16 protein-coding genes are annotated in these 19009 nt (G+C 36.1%); 3 read left to right on the forward strand and 13 right to left on the reverse strand.

What is annotated here, in order from left to right; genetic code table 11:
* Positions 1-29: 29 nt before the first annotated feature.
* The 5 genes from rfbD to AO058_RS04045 all read right to left on the reverse strand — a co-directional run bounded on the left by rfbD (position 30) and on the right by AO058_RS04045 (position 5551).
* On the reverse strand, positions 30-878 hold the full coding sequence (gene rfbD / locus AO058_RS04025) for a dTDP-4-dehydrorhamnose reductase (protein WP_075325350.1): 849 nt from the start codon (positions 876-878) through the stop codon (positions 30-32).
* The gene (gene rfbC / locus AO058_RS04030) at positions 875-1420 is read right to left on the reverse strand and encodes a dTDP-4-dehydrorhamnose 3,5-epimerase (RefSeq protein ID WP_075325351.1); all 546 of its coding nucleotides are present in this window, start codon (positions 1418-1420) and stop codon (positions 875-877) included. The genes rfbD and rfbC overlap by 4 nt, the downstream gene beginning before the upstream one ends.
* Before the next feature lie 3 nt (positions 1421-1423).
* A complete protein-coding gene (locus AO058_RS04035; RefSeq protein WP_075325352.1) occupies positions 1424-3106 on the reverse strand; it encodes a DUF6909 family protein in 1683 nt (560 codons plus the stop codon).
* A gap of 7 nt (positions 3107-3113) precedes the next feature.
* The gene (locus tag AO058_RS04040; protein ID WP_075325353.1) at positions 3114-4613 is read right to left on the reverse strand and encodes a GH3 auxin-responsive promoter family protein; all 1500 of its coding nucleotides are present in this window, start codon (positions 4611-4613) and stop codon (positions 3114-3116) included.
* A 68-nt stretch (positions 4614-4681) separates the two neighbouring features.
* Positions 4682-5551: a M23 family metallopeptidase gene (locus AO058_RS04045; RefSeq protein ID WP_075325354.1), complete on the reverse strand. Its 870-nt coding sequence runs from the start codon at positions 5549-5551 to the stop codon at positions 4682-4684.
* 213 nt (positions 5552-5764) lie between these two features.
* Here AO058_RS04045 and tatA point away from each other — a divergent pair, with 213 nt between their 5' ends.
* Positions 5765-5977 carry a twin-arginine translocase TatA/TatE family subunit gene (tatA, locus tag AO058_RS04050; protein ID WP_075325355.1) on the forward strand — a complete coding sequence of 71 codons (213 nt, stop codon included), beginning with the start codon at positions 5765-5767 and terminating at the stop codon, positions 5975-5977.
* Between the two features lie 69 nt (positions 5978-6046).
* Here the strand turns inward: tatA and AO058_RS04055 are convergent, their stop codons facing one another.
* The 3 genes from AO058_RS04055 to AO058_RS04065 are packed head-to-tail and all read right to left on the reverse strand — an operon-like array spanning position 6047 to position 9870.
* The gene (locus AO058_RS04055) at positions 6047-7027 is read right to left on the reverse strand and encodes a DUF4837 family protein (protein WP_075325356.1); all 981 of its coding nucleotides are present in this window, start codon (positions 7025-7027) and stop codon (positions 6047-6049) included.
* 24 nt (positions 7028-7051) lie between these two features.
* Positions 7052-8635 (reverse strand): lytic transglycosylase domain-containing protein, encoded by a 1584-nt coding sequence (locus AO058_RS04060; RefSeq protein WP_075325357.1) that lies wholly within the window; start codon positions 8633-8635, stop codon positions 7052-7054.
* A gap of 50 nt (positions 8636-8685) precedes the next feature.
* Positions 8686-9870, reverse strand: coding sequence for a phosphoglycerate kinase (locus tag AO058_RS04065; protein WP_075325358.1), 1185 nt, complete (start codon positions 9868-9870; stop codon positions 8686-8688).
* Positions 9871-10010: 140 nt separating this feature from the next.
* On the opposite strand from AO058_RS04065, the gene AO058_RS04070 reads away from it, so the two are divergent.
* Entirely contained in the window at positions 10011-11165 is a 1155-nt protein-coding gene (locus AO058_RS04070; RefSeq protein WP_075325359.1) for a DNA polymerase III subunit, read from the forward strand.
* A 4-nt stretch (positions 11166-11169) separates the two neighbouring features.
* Complete coding sequence (locus AO058_RS04075; RefSeq protein ID WP_075325360.1) at positions 11170-11565, forward strand: DoxX family protein; 396 nt, start codon at positions 11170-11172, stop codon at positions 11563-11565.
* A gap of 148 nt (positions 11566-11713) precedes the next feature.
* Here AO058_RS04075 and AO058_RS04080 read toward each other — a convergent pair whose 3' ends face one another.
* The 5 genes from AO058_RS04080 to AO058_RS04100 all read right to left on the reverse strand — a co-directional run bounded on the left by AO058_RS04080 (position 11714) and on the right by AO058_RS04100 (position 18974).
* On the reverse strand, positions 11714-12229 hold the full coding sequence (locus AO058_RS04080; RefSeq protein ID WP_317040666.1) for an OmpH family outer membrane protein: 516 nt from the start codon (positions 12227-12229) through the stop codon (positions 11714-11716).
* Between the two features lie 227 nt (positions 12230-12456).
* Positions 12457-13290, reverse strand: coding sequence for a class I SAM-dependent methyltransferase (locus AO058_RS04085; protein WP_075325362.1), 834 nt, complete (start codon positions 13288-13290; stop codon positions 12457-12459).
* A 119-nt stretch (positions 13291-13409) separates the two neighbouring features.
* Positions 13410-15281 (reverse strand): tRNA uridine-5-carboxymethylaminomethyl(34) synthesis enzyme MnmG, encoded by a 1872-nt coding sequence (mnmG, locus tag AO058_RS04090; protein WP_075325363.1) that lies wholly within the window; start codon positions 15279-15281, stop codon positions 13410-13412.
* Between the two features lie 20 nt (positions 15282-15301).
* A complete protein-coding gene (gene ybeY, locus AO058_RS04095) occupies positions 15302-15721 on the reverse strand; it encodes an rRNA maturation RNase YbeY (protein ID WP_075327876.1) in 420 nt (139 codons plus the stop codon).
* A complete protein-coding gene (locus AO058_RS04100) occupies positions 15714-18974 on the reverse strand; it encodes a DUF4175 family protein (protein ID WP_075325364.1) in 3261 nt (1086 codons plus the stop codon). Before AO058_RS04100 ends, ybeY begins: the two co-directional genes overlap by 8 nt.
* Positions 18975-19009 lie beyond the last annotated feature (35 nt).

The following is a 19009-nucleotide window of genomic DNA, read 5'->3' on the forward strand; positions in this document are numbered from 1 at the left end:
GTGTGAAAATTACTCAAATTTTATGAGATTTACGAAAGGATGAGTGCTTTAAGGCTTGCCTTCCATTCCGGAATTTTCTTATGAAATTTCTCCTGAACTTTATTTTTATCTAACACGCTATATTCCGGTCTTGCGGCAATAGTTTTAAAATTGTTGCTTTCGTTTAACCGAATTTCTTCTGAATTTCCCGTAAATTCTAAAATTGCTTTTGCAAAACCATACCAGGTAGCTTCGCCCAAATTGCTGAAATGATACAAGCCAAAATCATTATTTTCTGAAGCGATTATTTCCAAAACAAATTTAGCCAGATCATTAGCATTTGTTGGTGTTCCGGTTTGAGAAGTGGTGATATTTAATTCAGCTTTTTCGTCTATTTTTCGAAGGATAGTTTTATAAAAATTATGACCAAATTCTGAATACAGCCACGAAGTCCTTAAAATAAAATGTTCTTTTAAAACCTCAGCGATTAACTGTTCTCCCTTTAATTTTGAAGCGCCATAGACGTTAATAGGATTTGTCTTATCGGTTTCTATATAAGGTTTTTCAGCTTTCCCGTCGAAAACATAATCGGTGGAAAAATGAACTAATTTCGCCTGATTTTCATTACAAAGCTCAGCGAGATGTTTGGCAGCTTCAGCATTAATTTTAAAAGCTTTCTCTTCTTCAGATTCGGCTTTTTCAACATTCGTGTAAGCTGCGCAGTTAATAACCCAATCAAAATTCCCCTCAGCAAAAAGTCTCTGTAATTTCGATTTATTGGTAATATCAGCTTCTGCAGAAGATTTAAAAACGAAATGAAAATTAGGATAATTCCCCGAAATCTTTTTAAAACAAGCTCCTAATTGTCCATTGGCACCGGTAACGAGAATATTTTTCATTTAAAAATCTCTTTTAATCGCGGTTGTTTTAAATCTTTATCTGAGATTATCATATCTTCTTCAGGAAAGCCCCAGTCTATTGCCAAATCGGGGTCGTTAAAAATAACACCTGCTTCGTAACCCGGATAGTAATATTCGTCGCATTTATAAGCAAAAACCGAAGTTTCAGACAGGGTTACAAAGCCGTGCCCAAATCCTTTTGGAATATAGAGCTGATATAAATTCTCATCGTCAAGAATTATTTTGAAACTTTGTTTAAAAGTTGGCGATTCTGGCCGTAAATCTACCACCACATCCAGCACTTTGCCATAAATAGCACGTACCAACTTGGTTTGTGCCAATTCCCCGGTTTGATAATGCAACCCACGTAAAACCCCTTTTTTGGAAATAGATTGATTATCCTGAACAAATTCCTTTTCTATCCCGGTTAATTCTATAAATTTTTTCTTGTGATAGCTCTCCAGAAAAAGGCCCCTTTTATCCCGAAAAATATCGGGTTTTATTATAAAACAGTCTTTTAATGGTGATTCTTCAACTTTCATAAACTAAGATTTAAAGATTTGTTCCAGGATTTTTTCAGTAATTAAATAAGTGGGTTTTACCCCGGTAGTTCCAAGTCCTCCTGATGCCAGGGTGCTACCGGTTTCCAGCGGATTATCTGAGGCGTAATAGGCATATCTAACTTTAACTTCGCTATCTATGCTTCCGCGTAATTTGGAAGCCGCCTGTATGGCTTTTTGGTAATGTGCGCCCTCCATCTCAAGCCCGCTAACATTCCAGGTAGAATCGTGGAAAAATTTAAGAATATCCCGGTTTTGAAGCGAAGTTCCCAAAACAGTGATCATAGCACCGTCTACAATATCAATTCCGCTACCTTCAAGATCGGCCGGACTAAGTTCATTTTTAAACGGATAATTATCTGCGGTGCCTTCAAATAAATGTGCAGAAGGAATCATAATATCTCCTTTTCCTCCTTCCAGGATACCGGCTTTTCCCATAATGGAGATAGATTCTACATTCATTTTTATCTCATTTCCTTCAAAATTGTATGGTTTCAGCAGTTCATCCATAGTTTCATAAGCCTGCTCACCAAAAGCATAATCCATCACGATAATTACCGGAGCTTCTTCTTCGGTTTTAATATCCCAGCTTCCGTATTTACCGTTTAGTTTAGCTGTATCAAAGATTTGCACATCTATATTGGTTCCGCTTTTATCATCTAAAAACGTCATCCCATTATCTAAAGCCGATTTCATTACTTTGCTGCGTAAATCGCCGTTGGCAGTATTACTAAGCAATTCGTAAATCTCCAGTGGTTTTTTCTTTTTAAGTTCGGTTTTTAAGGCTGAAGGAGTATAAAGCGTGTTCATTACACTATGCATATTCGCACTAATAATGTGTAAAGGGCGGTGCATTAAATTCTCTTTTATGAGATGTTGCTTAATGTTATCGGCCCAAATTTCACCGTGAATATGGTGCCCTAAGCGTTCTCTTAAAACGGGACTAAAAGTAATAATCCTTTTATCGTTATTTATGGTTTCTGCAATAGCGAGTTTCCCTAACCAGTAGATTATATTTAAGAAACGTTCTGGATTTCCCGGTAATGAGAATTTTGGATAAATATCCTGAACTTCAAAGAAAGTTCGGCCTAAAATATTGGCGGTGTGAGTTAAAGCAATTTCGCGTTGTGCCTGGTCTAAAGGTTCTTCCTGCAAAACAGCTTTTTCCAGTTTCTGCCAATCTCTGGTAACGCTACCTTCTTCATCTATAATTACGCGACGCATTATTTTATGAGATTCTACGAACAGAAAAGTAAGGTGTGTAAGAATATCATAGATTTCAGAACGGCCACGGGTTATTTCAATATTCATTTGCTCATCGTCTATCCTATAGCAGTTTCGCCGGCGCTTTGGCGGAACAATAGGCTTAAAATGCGAATTCCCATAGCCTTCATCACTGGTAAGATTTATAAACCTGCATTCTTCAATTCCTTTTGGTAAACGGTCTATAACATAAAGTAATCCGCTTAATTCAGCTTTATCATCGGCTATAGAGCCGTAAATTTCGGGGCGAAGTATAAGTAAAGCTTCCCTTAAGGTCTCTCCCGAAACGCCCATAGGTTTATAAAAACCACGATTAAAAAGGTGGCGCATTGTAATATACATACGCTCTATCGCGTGGGTACTCTCTTGGGCGCGGGTACGGCCTAGTAATTTTAGGTTTATCATTTTTTTGTTATGCTTTTATAATTTTTTCCAGGACTTCAGCAATTTTACGATCGTTGGCCAGGCGCGGCAACTTATTTTGTCCGCCCAGTTTTCCAATAGATTTCATATACTGCTGAAAACCATTTTCCGGAACTTTTGATATTTTTAATGGCTGAAGAATTTTTCCTTTAATAAGATCAAAATAGTAAGAATTTTGCTGCTGAAGACTTTTATCCAGAATTTTACTGAATTTAGATAAATCTTCAGGCTCTTTTTCAAATTCTACAAACCATTCGTGGTAAGGTAATTCTTCATTTTCTGGGGTAATTTGCGGTGCCACGGTAAACTCGCTAATTCTTGCATTTGTAGCTGCAGTGGCTTCCTGAATAGCTTCTTCTACCTCCTTGGCAATAACGTGCTCTCCAAAGGCCGAAATAAAATGTTTTATCCTGCCTGAAACAATTACCCGGTAAGGCTTTGTGCTTGTAAACTGCACCGTATCGCCAATATTATATGCCCAAAGACCGGCATTTGAAGAAACCAATATTACATAATTTACACCGGTTTCTACCTCGCCAATAGTAAGCCGTTTCGCATTTTCTTCATAAAATTCATCGGCTTTTACAAATTCATAAAACATACCGGAATCGAGTTGCAGTAACATTCCTTTTTCGGTTTGTTTATCCTGAAAAGCGAAAAATCCTTCTGAAGCCGGGTAAAGTTCAATGCTATCTACTTTTCTACCAATTAGGTTTTCAAATTTTGAACGGTAAGGTTCATAATTTACGCCGCCATAAATAAACAAATCGAAATTAGGAAAAAGCTCACCAACCTTCTTCCCGGTTTTTTGCTGAAGTCTTTCAAAATACATTTGCACCCAGGATGGAATACCGCTAATAACGCTCATATTTTCGTTTCGGGTTTCTTCTACAATGGCATCTACCTTGGTTTCCCAATCTTCAATACAATTGGTTTCCCAGCTGGGCATTCTATTTTTCTGAAGATAGGAAGGCACGTAATGCGCCACGATCCCTGATAAGCGACCTAATTTTACTCCATTTTTCTCTTCCATCTCCGGACTTCCCTGGAGGAAGATCATTTTTCCATCTACAAATTTTGCATTTCCGGTTTCAGCGATATAACATAAAATCGCATTTCGGGCCGCGTTAATGTGCGAAGGCATAGAATCTTTTGTAAGTGGAATATACTTGGCACCACTTGTAGTACCAGAAGTTTTTGCGTAGTATAAAGGTTTACCCGGCCATAACATATCTTCTTCGCCAGCTACCATTTTATCTATATAAAAGCGCAATTCTTCGTAATCGCGAATTGGTACATTTTGGATGAAATCTTTATAAGTTTTGATGTTTTTAAAATCGTGATCTTTGCCAAACTGCGTGTCTTTGCCTTTTTCAATAAGCTCCCTGAATACTTTTTGCTGAGTGGCTTCAGGTTGGGAAGCCCATTTATCTATTTTTTTGCGTATATAATTGGCAAAAATCTTTGCTCCAAACGACTTTAAAGACATAGGTTTATTGAATTAATTGGTATTTTAAATTTCAGAAATACCTTTGGTGCTACAAAGGTCGTGATTTATTAATCAAAATCAATATAATCTGTAGGGTCTACAGGCACGGCTTCGTTCCAAAGTTCAAAATGCAAATGTGGGCCGGTGGTGTATTCTCCGGTAGATCCTGCAGTGGCAATTACCTCTCCCCTTCTTACATTCTCCCCCTGTTCTTTGGCTATAGATGCGTTATGTTTGTAAACCGACAATAAGCCATATTCGTGCTTAATAATTATTACATAACCGGTTTCTGTAGTCCATTCTGCAAAAATTACACGCCCATCGGCCACCGATTTAACCGGAGTGTTTTTTGCAACTACAATATCTACTGCGTAATGTTTTTCTTTAGCATCATAAGCTTCAGAAATTGAACCTTTTACCGGCGGAAATAGAGAAAAGTCAATATTATCTGTAGCCGAGGGTAAAACATTGTATTTGTCTTCCTGCGCTACTTCTTCTCGTAACAGGGAGTCTGCCCGGGAAGGTTCTATAGCTTCAATTTCCTGGCCCATTATAGGGTTTTCTACCATAGAATCTCTACTTAAACTGGAGGTATCTGCTTTCCCGGTAAGTACATTTTTAATTGAACTTAAATATTGATTATTCAGCTTTAAAACCTGCTGAAGGGAATCTGACTTATAAGCCAGCTCAGAAGCCTGTCTTTTTAACTGAGCCGAAGAATAGCCGGGTATGTACTCTTTAAGCGGAGTAAAAGCAATTATAAAAGTAGTGGCTGCAATTAAAATTATTGCACTTAGCGTGATCGTTACAAAAACATTGAGGCGGGTTAATTTAAAAGAAAGCTTTTCCTCAAAAGTATCTTCATTCAAAACTACCATTCGGTATTTATGAAGTAACTTTTTGGTGAATTTTTTTCTCTCTTTTTTATTTTCTGCCATATTACATTTACAAAGTTAAATTAAAATTTTCGCCTGTTTAGTGAAGTTCTCAAACTTAGGTCCAAATTGGATCTTTTAGAGAGAAAAAATAAGATTTTCAATAAAATTGCCTTCCCGTTTTATAATACCCCACAACTAAAACTTAAATTTAAGCCATATTAACGTTGTAATTATTTAATTCTTGTTAAGTTTGTAATATCAAAATTATACGTTATGAATGCACTTATTTTACCATTAGCTATTGGTGCCCCGCAAATTATCTTAATTGTTGTGGTAATATTGCTACTATTTGGAGGTCGAAAAATTCCTGAATTGATGAGAGGTTTAGGTAGTGGAATTAAAGAATTTAAAGACGCTTCTAAAGACGAAAACGGCGAAAAGCCAGTTACTTCTGATGATAAGAACTTTTCAGAAGAAAAGAAATAGACAATAACTACCTTATAAAAAAAGCCCGAATTTTAAAGTTCGGGCTTTTTATTTGTATTTTAATTTGTGCTATTCAATATCTGCAGACTGCAGGATAGCATCTATTTCAAACATATTATCACGTTTGCCTCTTGAGGGAGAAAAAACAAAACCTTCTACTACCAAATAGCGATTATTGGCTTCATCTTTAATTGCATAATTTAAGAACGGTCCCGCCATAAAAGCGCCTTTTACTTCCCAGGTTCCACGGGTTTCATACGCGAATTTACCATCAATTTCTGTCTCAAAAAGATAAGGAGCGTAAGCTTCTTCGGTAATCATATGAGTTCCTTCAGTAGGGCCGGGAATATGAGCTTTTCCAATAGAATCGCGCATTTTTATAATATTTCCAATAGTATTGGTGTCGGCTTCAATTTGACTGATGGGTACCTCATAAATAAGAATTTCCATATTTCCTTTTGGAATTTCCTTTCTAATCCAAACAAAATCTTCTTCTTCTAAGGCGTATCTATAAGCCGATGGAAAATCTAAGGATAAACCGAATTTTTCTTCCAGCTTTCCATCTTTTTTAAGCGATTTTTTCATTCGGCGTTGCTTCTCCTTCATTTCAGTTTCTTTAAAGGCAGAAACCATTTTCTCTGAACTTTCATTAATTATATGAATTAGTTCTTCTTCGCTTTCTCCAGAGATTATTGCACCGGTTTGTGGCCGGGCATAAAGATCTTTAATAATTCTGGCTTCAGCCTCTTTCCCTTCCTGAACGGAAATAAAAGAACGATTTTTTCTAACAAATCCGCTAAAGGTTTCTGGCGGTATCTGGCTTAAAGAAAACAATGGTTCTTCCTGGGGCAATCCTTCTACCATAGCTGCAAAATTATCTCTAATGGCTTCGCCTACCGGGCCTTCCCATAATTCATTCTCAATAATTAGGGTGATTTGATTAATATTTCCGGAAGAGTCTGAAAGGATACGTTCTTCTGTTTTATCGCCGTTTTCGTTACATGAAACGAGAAAAACTAAACTGAATAGAAGGAATAATGTTTTTTTCATTTTTATTAGTTTGGTTTGAAATGATTAACCCTTGGAAAGTTTAAGTTCCATCCCGGGTTTTAGGCTGTTATTACCCATATCATTCCAAGCCCTCAAATTCTGTACCGTAACTCCCGGAAACTTACGGGAAATACTCCAAAGCGAATCTCCTTTCTTCACGGTATAGGTTTTTTCTTTATTGTTTTGGCTACTTGCCGTAGATGTATTTTGAGCTTCTGTACCGGGTTTTCGCGGATAAATAGTAATATATTGCCCTATTCTTAAATTATTACCTCTTAAATTATTCCATCGCTTAATACTGCTTACTCCAACCCCGTAACGTTCTGCAATTTTTCCTAAATAATCACCGCTTTTTACACGATACCTTATTTGTTCATCTGCTTTTACAAACTCAGGAAAAGCTGCTGCTTTATTTTTAATATCTTCTTCGGCAAAATTATAAATAGCAGCTTCATTACTTACAAAAGCACCGCTTGCGGTGGCCGGAAGCCTTAGCATATAATTTTCATCTTCTACAAATGGAATAACATCCAGTTTGTAACTAGGATTTAAAAACTGAAGCATTTCTTTTTCTACCCCGGTAACCTTAGAAATTTGATCGAAGGTGATCAACTTTTTTACTTTTATTGTGTCGGTTTCAAAAAAGGCAATGTCCGGCCCTTGCGGCTGGAAGTTGTGTTCATCGGCATACTCAAAAAGGTAAAGTGTGGCTAGGAAAGCAGGAACGTATCCTGCAGTTTCTCGTGGTAAAAATCGTCTTAACTCCCAATAATTGTTCGAGCCACCACTACGTCTAATTGCTTTTGAAACATTTCCCGGACCAGAATTATAAGAAGCCAAAACCAAATCCCAGTCTTCAAAAGATTTATATAGGTTTGCCAGGTATTTTGCAGCGGCTTCCGTAGACATTTGCGGATCCATACGGTCATCAACATAGCTGCTTACATCAAGTCCGTGAGCTTTTCCTGTTCTGTACATAAATTGCCAAAGGCCCGTAGCGCCCACCCAGGATTTTGCTCTTGGGTTTAAAGCCGATTCTACAATGGCCAGGTACTTTATCTCCAGCGGAATATCATAACGATCCAGCTGTTGCTCAAACATTGGGAAGTAGTATTCACTTAACGCCATAAGACGCTCCATAGCCTTCTTATTGCGTTTTAAATAGGAATTAATAACACTTTCCAGTACGGGATGGTATTCTACGTTAAACGGCGTGCGGGCATTTAATTTCGCTAACCTGGCTTTTAAAGTATCGGTGGGAAGCTCTTTGTTTACTTCATCTTCATAATCCTGTTCCCTGATGCTTTTATACATCTCATCAAAAAGATCTGAATTGGTTAGCTGTGCTTTCCAAACAGAATCAATTTTGGCTGCGCGGGGAAGATCTTCTAACGAAACCGCAGAAGAATCCCTGATCACAGCCGAAATTGGTAACTTATTTTTGAACTCCGGGTCGGGATGAGCAAGAATAATTTCATTGCTATCTACCTTCTGGAAGATCTGCACCCTAAAATTAGCTTTCTCTACCTGCTTCCCCTTCTCCTCTTCCTGCGCCTGAAGGCTAATCCCAAAAAGGAATACAAGAGATAAAATTATATACCTGCCCATAATTATTCAATATTTAAAAAAGAACGTAAAATCTTAGATTTTAGTACGTTTTATTTCCCTATTGCCTCAATACCGGGCAATGATTTTCCTTCTAACATTTCTAACATAGCACCACCGCCTGTAGAAACATAGCTTACTTTATCTTCAAAACCGAATTTTTTAACCGCGGCTACAGAATCTCCACCTCCTACTAAAGAGAAAGCACCATTTTGGGTAGCTTCAGCAATAGAATTTCCTAAAGCAATAGTTCCTTTTGAGAATTTATCCATTTCAAATACACCAAGCGGCCCATTCCAAAGAATAATTCTTGATTCCTGGATTACTGCATCAAAATTTTGGATACTTTCTGGCCCGGCATCAAGTCCCATCCAACCATCGGGAATTTCATTGATTTTAGCGGTATCTGTAGAAGCCTGTTCAGAAAAACTATCGGCAATTATAGAATCTACGGGAAGATGAACCTGTACATTCTTGGCTTCGGCTTTTTTAAGAATCTCCAGAGCTAATTCCTGTTTATCTTCTTCTACAAGAGAATTTCCTATTTTACCTCCCTTGGCAAGGATAAAAGTATAGGCCATTCCCCCACCAATAATTAAATGATCTACTTTATCAAGAATATTTTCAATTACGGTGATTTTAGACGAAACTTTAGCGCCACCTAAAACCGCAGTTACCGGCTTTTCTTTACTGTGAAGTACCTTATCAAGGTTTTTAATTTCTTTTTCCAATAAATATCCAAAGCATTTATCGTCAAAATATTTGGCAACAATAGTAGTAGATGCGTGAGCACGGTGTGCGGTACCAAAGGCATCGTTTACATAAATATCTCCAAGTTGCGAGAGTTGTTTTGCAAAATCTTCGTCCCCACCTTTTTCTTCCTTATGAAATCTAAGGTTTTCCAGTAATAAAATTTCACCTGGATGTAAATTATCGGCTGCAGTTTTAACTTCATCTCCAACACAATCGTTCACAAATTTGGGTTCTACCCCAATAACCTCTGCGACTTTTTTCACAATATGTTTTAAAGAATATTTTTCTTCTCTGCCTTCTGGCCTGCCAAGATGCGACATTAAAACAACGCTCCCACCATCTTCCAAAATTTTAAGAATAGTAGGCTTTGCAGCTTCAATTCTATTAGCATCAGTTACTTCCTGATCTTTATTTAATGGAACATTAAAATCTACTCTTATTAATGCCTGTTTGTCTTTAAAATTAAAATCGTTTAAAGTCTTCATTTTTCATTTCATTTTTTAGAACCAAAAATATGGTTTGGTTGATTAAGATTAAGCCCAATCGGCTTTTATTCAGCATACGCTATTTACAAATATAAATTTTTCCGAAGACATTAAAGTGTATATAAATTTTATATTTGCTTATGCTTTTTGAAAAAATAATAGGTTTACAGCATTTAAAGAAACATCTTACCACAACGGTAGATAATGGCCGTGTTCCCCACGCACAGTTGTTTGTAGGAAAAAGTGGTAGTGGTACTTTACCTCTGGCTATTGCTTACGCGCAATACATACTTTGCAAAAATAAGGAAGGAGAAAACAATTCTGGAAACAGCAATTGTAATGAACGATTTAAAAAATTGGCGCATCCCGATCTTCATTTTGCATTTCCAGTCGCTGCCAATCAAAAAATAAAAAAACATCCTGTTTCTTCCCACTTTTTAGAAGAATGGCGGGAATTTGTAAAAACCAATCCCTACGGAAGTTTATTTGAATGGTACCAAAAACTTGGAATAGAAAATAAACAAGGTCAAATTGGTGTAGATGAAGCCCAGGAAGTAGTTAAATCTCTTTCCTTAAAAGCTTATGAAGGCGGATTTAAAATTATGATTATTTGGATGGCCGAAAAGATGAATACCGCGGCTGCCAATAAATTGCTGAAATTAATAGAAGAACCACCAAACAATACGCTGTTTCTTTTAGTTACCGAAGATGAAGAGCAAATTATACAAACCATAAGGTCTCGTTGCCAGAAATTACACTTCCCTCCTTTACCGGAAGATGAAATTGCCGCATTTTTAGAAAAAAATGAAAATTGTAGTAAGCCCGAAGCTTTAAAAATTGCCCACCAGGCCAACGGTAGTTATACCCGCGCTTTGCATTTATTGCAAAAAGATAGCGGAGATCAGCAATTTGAAACCTGGTTTATCAATTGGGTACGTAGTGCATTTAAAGCTAAAGGAAATCGATCTACGGTTCTTGAACTTATCGCCTGGAGCGAAGAAATTGCAGGAATGGGCAGGGAATCTCAAAAGAACTTTTTATTGTATTGTATAGACTTTTTCCGCCAGGCCCTAATGCTGAATTATAAAGCCGAAAAACTGGTATATCTTGAACCGGCAACGCCTGGATTTAAACTGGAGAAATTTGCGCCTTTTGTTCACGGAAATAATATAAAAGATATTATAGAAGCTCTTGAAGAAGCCATTTATCATATTGAAAGAAACGGAAATGCAAAAATTATACTCACCGATCTTTCTATAAGACTAACCCGATATTTACATAAAAAAGCCGCTTAAAATTATGGAGAACCTTTACGCAAATATTACCGAAATTCTTATTCTATTATTTATTCTAATTACATTTTTGCAATCTGGGATAGATAAAGCTGCAGACTGCAAAGGAAATACCGGCTGGTTAAAAGAGCATTTTTCAGGAACATTTCTTGCCGGGCAGGTGCCGCTTATGGTGGGAATAATTATGATAATTGAAATCATTACAGGTTTTGCCACTATCCTGGGAATAATTTGGCTAATCGCTTATAATGATCCTACAATAGCGCTTTACTCTTGCGTCCTGGCTGCTATCACGCTTTTAATGTTATTATTCGGACAAAGAATTGCTAAAGATTACGCTGGTGCTTTTACTTTAACCGGCTACTTTATCGTAGTGATCTTTGGAGTTTACTTAATGTCTTAAAATAGAAAGAGGTCTGAGAAGTTTTCTAAACTCGTCATCCTAAATTTATTTCAGGATCTAGGTTAAAATTAACTTAGAAGCTGAAACAAGTTCAGCTTGACGAAAAGAATTACTTTTCAGACCTTTTTTAAAAACTCAGAACTTAAGCCTAGTTCTTGTTATAAGTCTCATTCAAATTATCAAGTATTTCCTGGGTTAGATCTTTCCCATCTTTCGCATACATAATGTTGGCAGACTCGTTAGAACCAAAAATGTAGGTGTAGCCATTCTCTTCGCCGTAATCTGCTACATATTCCTTTACTTTATCTACAATAGAATCTATAACAGCATCGCTCTGCTCTCTAAGACGATTGCCTTGCATTTGCTGTTGCTGTTGGATTCTTTGCTGCTTCTGCATTAATTCCTGCTCTTTTTCCTGGCGTTGCGCCTGGGACATAGAATTCATTTCCTGTTGATAAGCCTGAACTTCCTGCTGAAACCCTCTGGCAATAGAATCTAATTGTTTTTTTACCGAATCTGATTTAGAAGTAAAGTCAGCTTCAACATCTTTCATTTCTTTGTACTCCTGGATAAGTTTTGTGGTATCTACATAAGCCGTTTTTTCCTGGTCACAGGAAGTAAGCAAAACAGCAACTACCAAAATCATTAAAAGTTTTTTCATCATTAATTGAATTTGTTTGCCGCAAATGTATGAAAGTTAAATTTTCGATTTAAATCAAAACTGACTTATGAAGTATGTATAAGAAATTCTTATATATAAAATTATAATGATAAATTTAATAGATGAAAAATGAATTAAATAGCTTAGAAATAAACTTGTTTCTCAAAATAAACCTGATTGTATATTATAATGAAGCCGAAACAGGCTTAAATGAGCTTAAAATGCGTTTTTCAGCTTTTCTGGAAGAAATAAACAAGAGAAGAATACTCTGAAGTGCGTTGTGCTCTTAAATTTGATTCCAAACCAGTTTTAAAAGCTTTTAGCATATTTGATTTTCCTGTTTTGTTTTTTTCTGAAAGTAAACTCACATAGAAAGAATCAAAAAGAAGAGGTTTGGTTTTAATCTTTTCAAAATTATGTTTTTCGAACAACCAGGTAATTCCAGTTTGAGAAAAATGCCAAAGATGTCTGGGCACATCGTAAGCCGCCCAAAATTCTTTGTAGTATTCGGCATCAAAACTTTTAAAATTCGGAACCGCAATAACCGCTACCCCATTTGGTTTTAATAAGCGATACAATTCTTTTACCTGAAAATCGAAATTTGGAACGTGCTCTAAAACGTGCCACATAGAAATTATATCAAAAGAATTTTCATCAAAGAAAGATAATTCTTGCTGAAGCTCAATCCCTTTTTCAGCCGCTAACTTTCTTGCCTGTGCATTTGGTTCAATGCCTTCAATATTCCATTTCTTTCTTTTGGCAGTTTGTAAAAAATCTCCGGTTCCGGCACCGATATCTAATAAGTTATTTCCTTTAGCAACTTTATTGACCCATTTCAATTTTTGCAGCAGCATAAAATTCTTAACCGCCTGGTAAATTTTATCGGTAAGACTTTTACTCGAATCTGTATGAGAAATATAATTTTCACTTTCGTAGTAAGCCGAAAGATTTTCGGGTTTTGGAATCGTTTCTAATATTTCAAAATCACTTCTCTTTTGTAATTGAAATTCTTCCCCAGAAACTAAATGATCTTTACAGGTTAAATGAAAATTTTTATCGCTCATTAAAAGGAATTTGGCAAAGTATAATTACTAAAAAAATTAAAAGCTTTCTCGAATTATTTTAAAATCTGATAGCGATTTAATTGATAAAAAGAAAATTGTTCCACGTGGAACTTTTAAAATTATCTTCCCATATAAACCAATAAAACGGAAATATCATTAGGACTTACCCCGCTTATTCTTGATGCCTGTGAAATTGATGTTGGTTGAATTTTATTTAGTTTTTCCCGTGCCTCAAAAGACATAGATTTGATCTTAGAATAATCAAAACTATTAGGGATTTTTACATCTTCCAGCCTATTCAATTTATCGGCATTGTTCTTTTCCTTTTCAATATATCCAGAATATTTTACTTGAATTTCGGTCTGTTCCAAAATCTCGGTATTCAAATTATTCTGCTGAATATATTCCTCTACTCCGGGGAAATTTCGAACATCCTCCATCGTAATATTTGGACGAGAAAATATTTTAAAGATCTTATCACTCTGCTTCATTGGAGAGGAATTATTCTCTTCTAAAATAGGATTTGCATCCTCGTGAGAAACACTTTTATTCTTAAGGAAATTCACAAAATCAGAAGACTTTTCTTTCTTCTCTTCCATTTTTCGCATACGTTCTTCCGAAGCCAAACCTAATTTATAAGAGCGTTCGGTCAATCTGAAATCGGCGTTATCCTGACGTAATAAAGTTCTGTATTCAGCACGGGAAGTAAACATTCTATAAGGCTCTTCTGTACCTTTTGTAATAAGATCATCTATAAGAACACCTATGTATGCTTCATTTCTCTTAATGATAAATTCCTCCTTTTCTTGAACTTTTAGAGCCGCATTTATTCCAGCCATTAATCCCTGGCAAGCGGCTTCTTCGTAACCTGTAGTTCCATTAATTTGACCCGCGAAATACAGTCCCTCAACCAACTTGGTTTCCAATGTATGTTTCAACTGTGTTGGTGGAAAATAATCGTATTCTATAGCGTAACCAGGTCTGAAAAATTTCACATTTTCAAATCCGGCTACAGATTTTAAAGCTTTAAATTGAACATCTTCGGGAAGCGAAGTAGAAAAGCCATTTACATAAACTTCTACCGTATTCCATCCTTCGGGTTCCACAAAAAGTTGATGCCTGTCCTTATCTGCAAATCTGTTTATTTTATCTTCTATACTTGGGCAATATCTAGGTCCAATACTTTGAATACGTCCATTAAACATTGGCGATCTTTCAAAGCCATCTTTAAGAATTTCATGTACCTCTGGAGAGGTGTAAGTCATATAACAGGAACGCTGTTTTTTTAATGGTTGGGTTTCATCTAAAAAAGAAAATTTAGAAGGAACATCATCCCCTGGCTGTTCCACCATTTTAGAATAATCTAAAGATCTGCCATCTACTCTAGGAGGTGTTCCGGTTTTCATTCTACCAGATTCAAAACCTGCATCCACAAGATCTTTTGTGATTCCAGTAGCAGCTTTTTCTCCCGCTCTACCACCACCAAAATTTTTATCTCCAATATGAATTAATCCATTTAAAAAGGTACCGTTGGTAAGCACCACAGATTTAGCACGAATTTCCAACCCTAAAGAAGTTCTTACACCTTTAAGTTCGTTGCCTTCTAAAATCAGACCAGCAACCATTTCCTGATAAAAATCTAGATTAGGTGTTTGCTCCAATCTAAGTCTCCAATGCTCGGCAAACATCATTCTGTCGCTTTGCACTCTTGGACTCCACATCGCAGGCCCTTTAGATTTGTTAAGCATTTTAAACTGAATGGCACTGGTGTCACTAACCAATCCGCTGTAACCACCCATCGCATCAATTTCACGCAAAATTTGACCTTTTGCAATCCCACCCATCGCAGGATTACAACTCATTTGCGCAATATTCTGCAGGTTCATCGTCACCAACAAGGTTTTAGAACCCATATTGGCGGCTGCGGCCGCGGCTTCACTTCCAGCGTGACCGGCACCTACTACAATAACATCATATTCACTTTCGAACATAAAAATTCTTCTTTCTAAATTTATTGTTCCACGTGGAACAATGCAATCTTTTCGTCTTCCTTCTGTCGCATTAAAGCGGCTTCACTTTCAGTTTTATCTGGATAACCACAGAGATGCAAAATCCCGTGAATCACAACCCTTTTAAGTTCTTCAGAAAAATCAACATTATACTCCTTTGCATTTTCAGTAACACGATCTGTACTAATAAAAATATCACCGTTCAATTCATCTCCTTCAGAATTATCAAAAGAGATAATATCGGTATAAGTATCGTGGTCCAAAAATTTGAGATTAATCTTATACAAATAATGATCGTCACAAAAAATATAGTTTATCTCGCCAAGCTGTTTCTCTTCTGATGAGATTACTTTTCTAATCCAGGTATCAAAAGATTTTTCCTCCTGAAACTCGAAATCATTTTCCGAATAAAAATTAATTATCTGTTCGCTCAAAATAGGTTCTTACTTTCTGTTTATAAATTTCGCGCAAAGGTAAGCTTTGTCTATTTAAAATTTCTATAGAATTAAAATATTCTTTAGCCTTAATACTTTGATCTTTAGTCGTGTTATCAAACTGCTGAAGATTGGTTTCAGACTCTCGCTTATTATTTTCTCCCTGTTGCAAACGCGCGTCTTCATATTCCATCAATTCGTGTTCCAATTGCTGCAATTTCTGAAGGTTTTCAGGATCAAAACCTTTGTCCAAAAGTTGTTTCTCGGCATCTTTCATTTGCTCTTCAATTTGCTTTCCCTGTTGCGAACCTTCTTTCTCATTTAATTCCTGTAAGCTTTCCCGCAGTTCCTGCTGAGCCTTATAAATCTCAAACAAGCCTTCCATATCCCCTTCTCCCATTCCTTCTCCGGGTGTCTTCCCTTCATTCTGCTTTCCTTTTTGCTGTTTTCCCTGCTCCTGAAATTCTTTATTAATTTCCTGCTGCTTCTTAATAATATCCTGAAGCTGAAATTCCGAATTCTCCCCCTGCCCTTTTCCTAACTGCGGATTGGCCTGTTGTTGCATCATCGACAGAATTTCACTTAGCATATAAGCCAAATCATTTGCGCCGGTTACCACATATTGCTGGCTCGCGGTTCCCTGGGGTAATTGATTCTCGGAAAGCCGCTCAAGAGATTTATCGATATCAAATTCAATATCGGTTAAGCTTTTAGTAATTTTTTCGGTGATCATAGGATTGCTAAGCGCAAGGGTATATAAACTATCATCAATATGGCTAAAGTTTTCCCTGAGATCGTTTTGTCTTCTAAGCCTGGCAGCATATCCCGGATTATTGATATCTATTTTACTGAAATCCTCCAAAAGCTCCTCCTGCTGAAATGAAAATGTTACCAAATTATCTAATATTTGTCGAAGGGTTTCAATATCGGCCTTTAGTTCTTCTCCACTTTGCTGCATAGCACGCTGTTGCATTTTTTGGCTCATTTCCTTCATTTGCTGCGCAGCATTCTTCTGTTTTTCTTTTGCCTTTTCCCTGTCTCCTTTATCTAAATTTTCCTCGGCATCATTCAAATATTTTTCTATACTTTCTTCATCAACTTCCTCACGCGGTAAATCTGTCGGCTTTTGTAGATCATTATTATCATCTTCCAGTTGATCCATTTCTTGCTGAAATTTTTCAAATTCCTCAGAAATTTTCTTTTGTTCTACTAAAGATTCTGCATCAGAATTTTCTGACAATTGGTTTTGCTTTTCAGAAAGTTTGTCCAAATCTCTCGCCAATTTTTGAAGCTTTTCTTCTATATAATAGCGTTTGGTTAATTCTAAAAGCTGCTCTAAACTTCTTTCTTCACTCTGATTTCTTTTAGAAAGTTCTTCCAGTTTTTCTCCCAACTCTTCCCGGTTAATCTTATCGGCTATTTCTTGCAACTCTTTCAATAGCGATTCATTCTCCTGAAGGCGTTTTTCATTTCTATCCAACCGTTTTTTGAGTTCATCTTTTTCAGGAGAATCTGAATTTAATTCCTGCTCATTTTCTTCAAAACTATTTTTAAGTTTTTCAGAATAATTACGCATCATTTCAGATTGCTGCTTTTGTCGTTGAATAAAGTTTTGAAGCTTTTTACGCTGATTATAATCCAGGTTTTCATTTTCCTTTTGTAAGCGGTTTAGTTCATTTAATTCTTCTTCTGAAGATTTAATGTTTTTTAAACTTTCACTCAAATTATTTATAGACTCACCTTGTTGTCTTAACTTCTCCTCTTCTATTTCATCACTTGTTTTCTTTCTAAAACTAAAGGTTGAAGTTTTTGTATTTTTACTTCCATTCAACGCATCATTATCCCAAAGCTGAAAGTAGAAATTGTAGGTTTCTCCGGGTTCCAAATCCAAATTTCCGGGAAATGTGTAATGAAAATCATCAAAAGCGGCTTTGGAGATCGAAACCTCATCTTTTCGAAGGCTATCTTCTTTATTTTCAATGTAATAAACCAAATTCAACCTATTTAATCCGTAATCGTCAGAAAGTTTTCCATAGAAATATTGTGTACTATTATCTATACTATCCAGTTTCTGTTGAATTTCAATTACCGGATATTCATCCTTGTTCACGTTTATGGAATAATCTAAAGCCTCAAAGTTTTTAATAGCCTTATTTGAAGTGCTAACACTATAATCCAAGCGGGAATAAACCGCCTGGGAATATTGGAAATCTGAGTTTTCAGTAGAAAGTTTTATTAAAGAATCTTCAGTCTTAAAATTGAGAATTTCGGTATTTCTTGTATTAAAATTCCAGGTGATTTTTGTGCCTTCCGGTACATTTACATTCCCTGAACCACTTAAACTATCGTTAAGCTTTCCTATGTAATTAGGATAGTCAAACTTCATTTTAAAATCTAAAAGTTTAGGTACTTTTAGGGTTTCAAGGGTAAATTCTTTAGAATTTATGCCGTTGGCACTCAACCTAAAATTCACACTATTCTGAAGTCTTTTAAAAGTATATTCAAAACTTCCCGGGGCAACTTGCTTTAAAAAATAGGTTTGTCCGTTATAAGAAATTTCAGGCTTTTCGGGAGTGATATTTCCTTCTGTTTTTACTATTATTTTATATTCTGAATTCTCCCTGGCTTTCAAAGAATCGTTTAAAATTATAAACCGGAAAGGCGCCGGTGCTTCAAATTCGGTATTATATTTTGCGAGCCTATCTAATGGCGAAGCAATCAACTTAATATTTCCGGTTACTAAAAGTCCTAAAATTAATATTACTGGAAATAAGGCGTATTTTAAGTATTTCCGGTTCTCCTTATAATCTACAGCGCGGGTAAATGGAACTTTATTTAGTTCGGCCGACTTTTGTTCAATCCCCGCTAATAATAATTCAGATTGTTGCGAATATTTTTTAAGCTGAAGAATATTCAGCAATTTATCGTTTACTTCAGGAAAATGCGCGCCGATAATTCTTGAAGCATCTTCATCATTTATTCCGCTGGAAAATTTAAAAAGTTTCGTCAACGGAATTATAATAAAATATCCCAACAGCATTACCTCAACTCCAACAAAAATCCAGAATAAAAAGGTTCTTGCTGAAGGTTCTAACCATAGAAAATGTTCTATCGCCAAGACGCTTAGGAAATAAAGCAAGCCAATGGCCAGAAATAAGATAATTCCTTTCAGCAATTTATTCAGGTAAAACTTCCTGATAAAGGCCGCCAGCTTTCTTTTTATTTGATTGTAATTTTCCATAATTGAAGCTTAAAAATACAACAATTTTGGCGGAG

It is taken from the genome of Salegentibacter sp. T436, from assembly GCF_001932675.1.
Lineage (GTDB): Bacteria > Bacteroidota > Bacteroidia > Flavobacteriales > Flavobacteriaceae > Salegentibacter > Salegentibacter agarivorans.

Excerpts from the sequence above, each read along its gene's own strand:
- AO058_RS04080 (WP_317040666.1), bottom strand. The coding sequence starts at position 12,229 with ATGATGAAAAAACTTTTAATGATTTTGGTAGTTGCTGTTTTGCTTACT.
- AO058_RS04040 (WP_075325353.1), bottom strand. The coding sequence starts at position 4,613 with ATGTCTTTAAAGTCGTTTGGAGCAAAGATTTTTGCCAATTATATACGC.
- AO058_RS04065 (WP_075325358.1), bottom strand. The coding sequence starts at position 9,870 with ATGAAGACTTTAAACGATTTTAATTTTAAAGACAAACAGGCATTAATA.
- tatA (WP_075325355.1), top strand. The coding sequence starts at position 5,765 with ATGAATGCACTTATTTTACCATTAGCTATTGGTGCCCCGCAAATTATC.
- AO058_RS04070 (WP_075325359.1), top strand. The coding sequence starts at position 10,011 with ATGCTTTTTGAAAAAATAATAGGTTTACAGCATTTAAAGAAACATCTT.
- rfbD (WP_075325350.1), bottom strand. The coding sequence starts at position 878 with ATGAAAAATATTCTCGTTACCGGTGCCAATGGACAATTAGGAGCTTGT.
- AO058_RS04075 (WP_075325360.1), top strand. The coding sequence starts at position 11,170 with ATGGAGAACCTTTACGCAAATATTACCGAAATTCTTATTCTATTATTT.
- AO058_RS04045 (WP_075325354.1), bottom strand. The coding sequence starts at position 5,551 with ATGGCAGAAAATAAAAAAGAGAGAAAAAAATTCACCAAAAAGTTACTT.
- AO058_RS04060 (WP_075325357.1), bottom strand. The coding sequence starts at position 8,635 with ATGGGCAGGTATATAATTTTATCTCTTGTATTCCTTTTTGGGATTAGC.
- AO058_RS04100 (WP_075325364.1), bottom strand. The coding sequence starts at position 18,974 with ATGGAAAATTACAATCAAATAAAAAGAAAGCTGGCGGCCTTTATCAGG.
- AO058_RS04085 (WP_075325362.1), bottom strand. The coding sequence starts at position 13,290 with ATGAGCGATAAAAATTTTCATTTAACCTGTAAAGATCATTTAGTTTCT.
- AO058_RS04055 (WP_075325356.1), bottom strand. The coding sequence starts at position 7,027 with ATGAAAAAAACATTATTCCTTCTATTCAGTTTAGTTTTTCTCGTTTCA.
- mnmG (WP_075325363.1), bottom strand. The coding sequence starts at position 15,281 with ATGTTCGAAAGTGAATATGATGTTATTGTAGTAGGTGCCGGTCACGCT.
- rfbC (WP_075325351.1), bottom strand. The coding sequence starts at position 1,420 with ATGAAAGTTGAAGAATCACCATTAAAAGACTGTTTTATAATAAAACCC.
- AO058_RS04035 (WP_075325352.1), bottom strand. The coding sequence starts at position 3,106 with ATGATAAACCTAAAATTACTAGGCCGTACCCGCGCCCAAGAGAGTACC.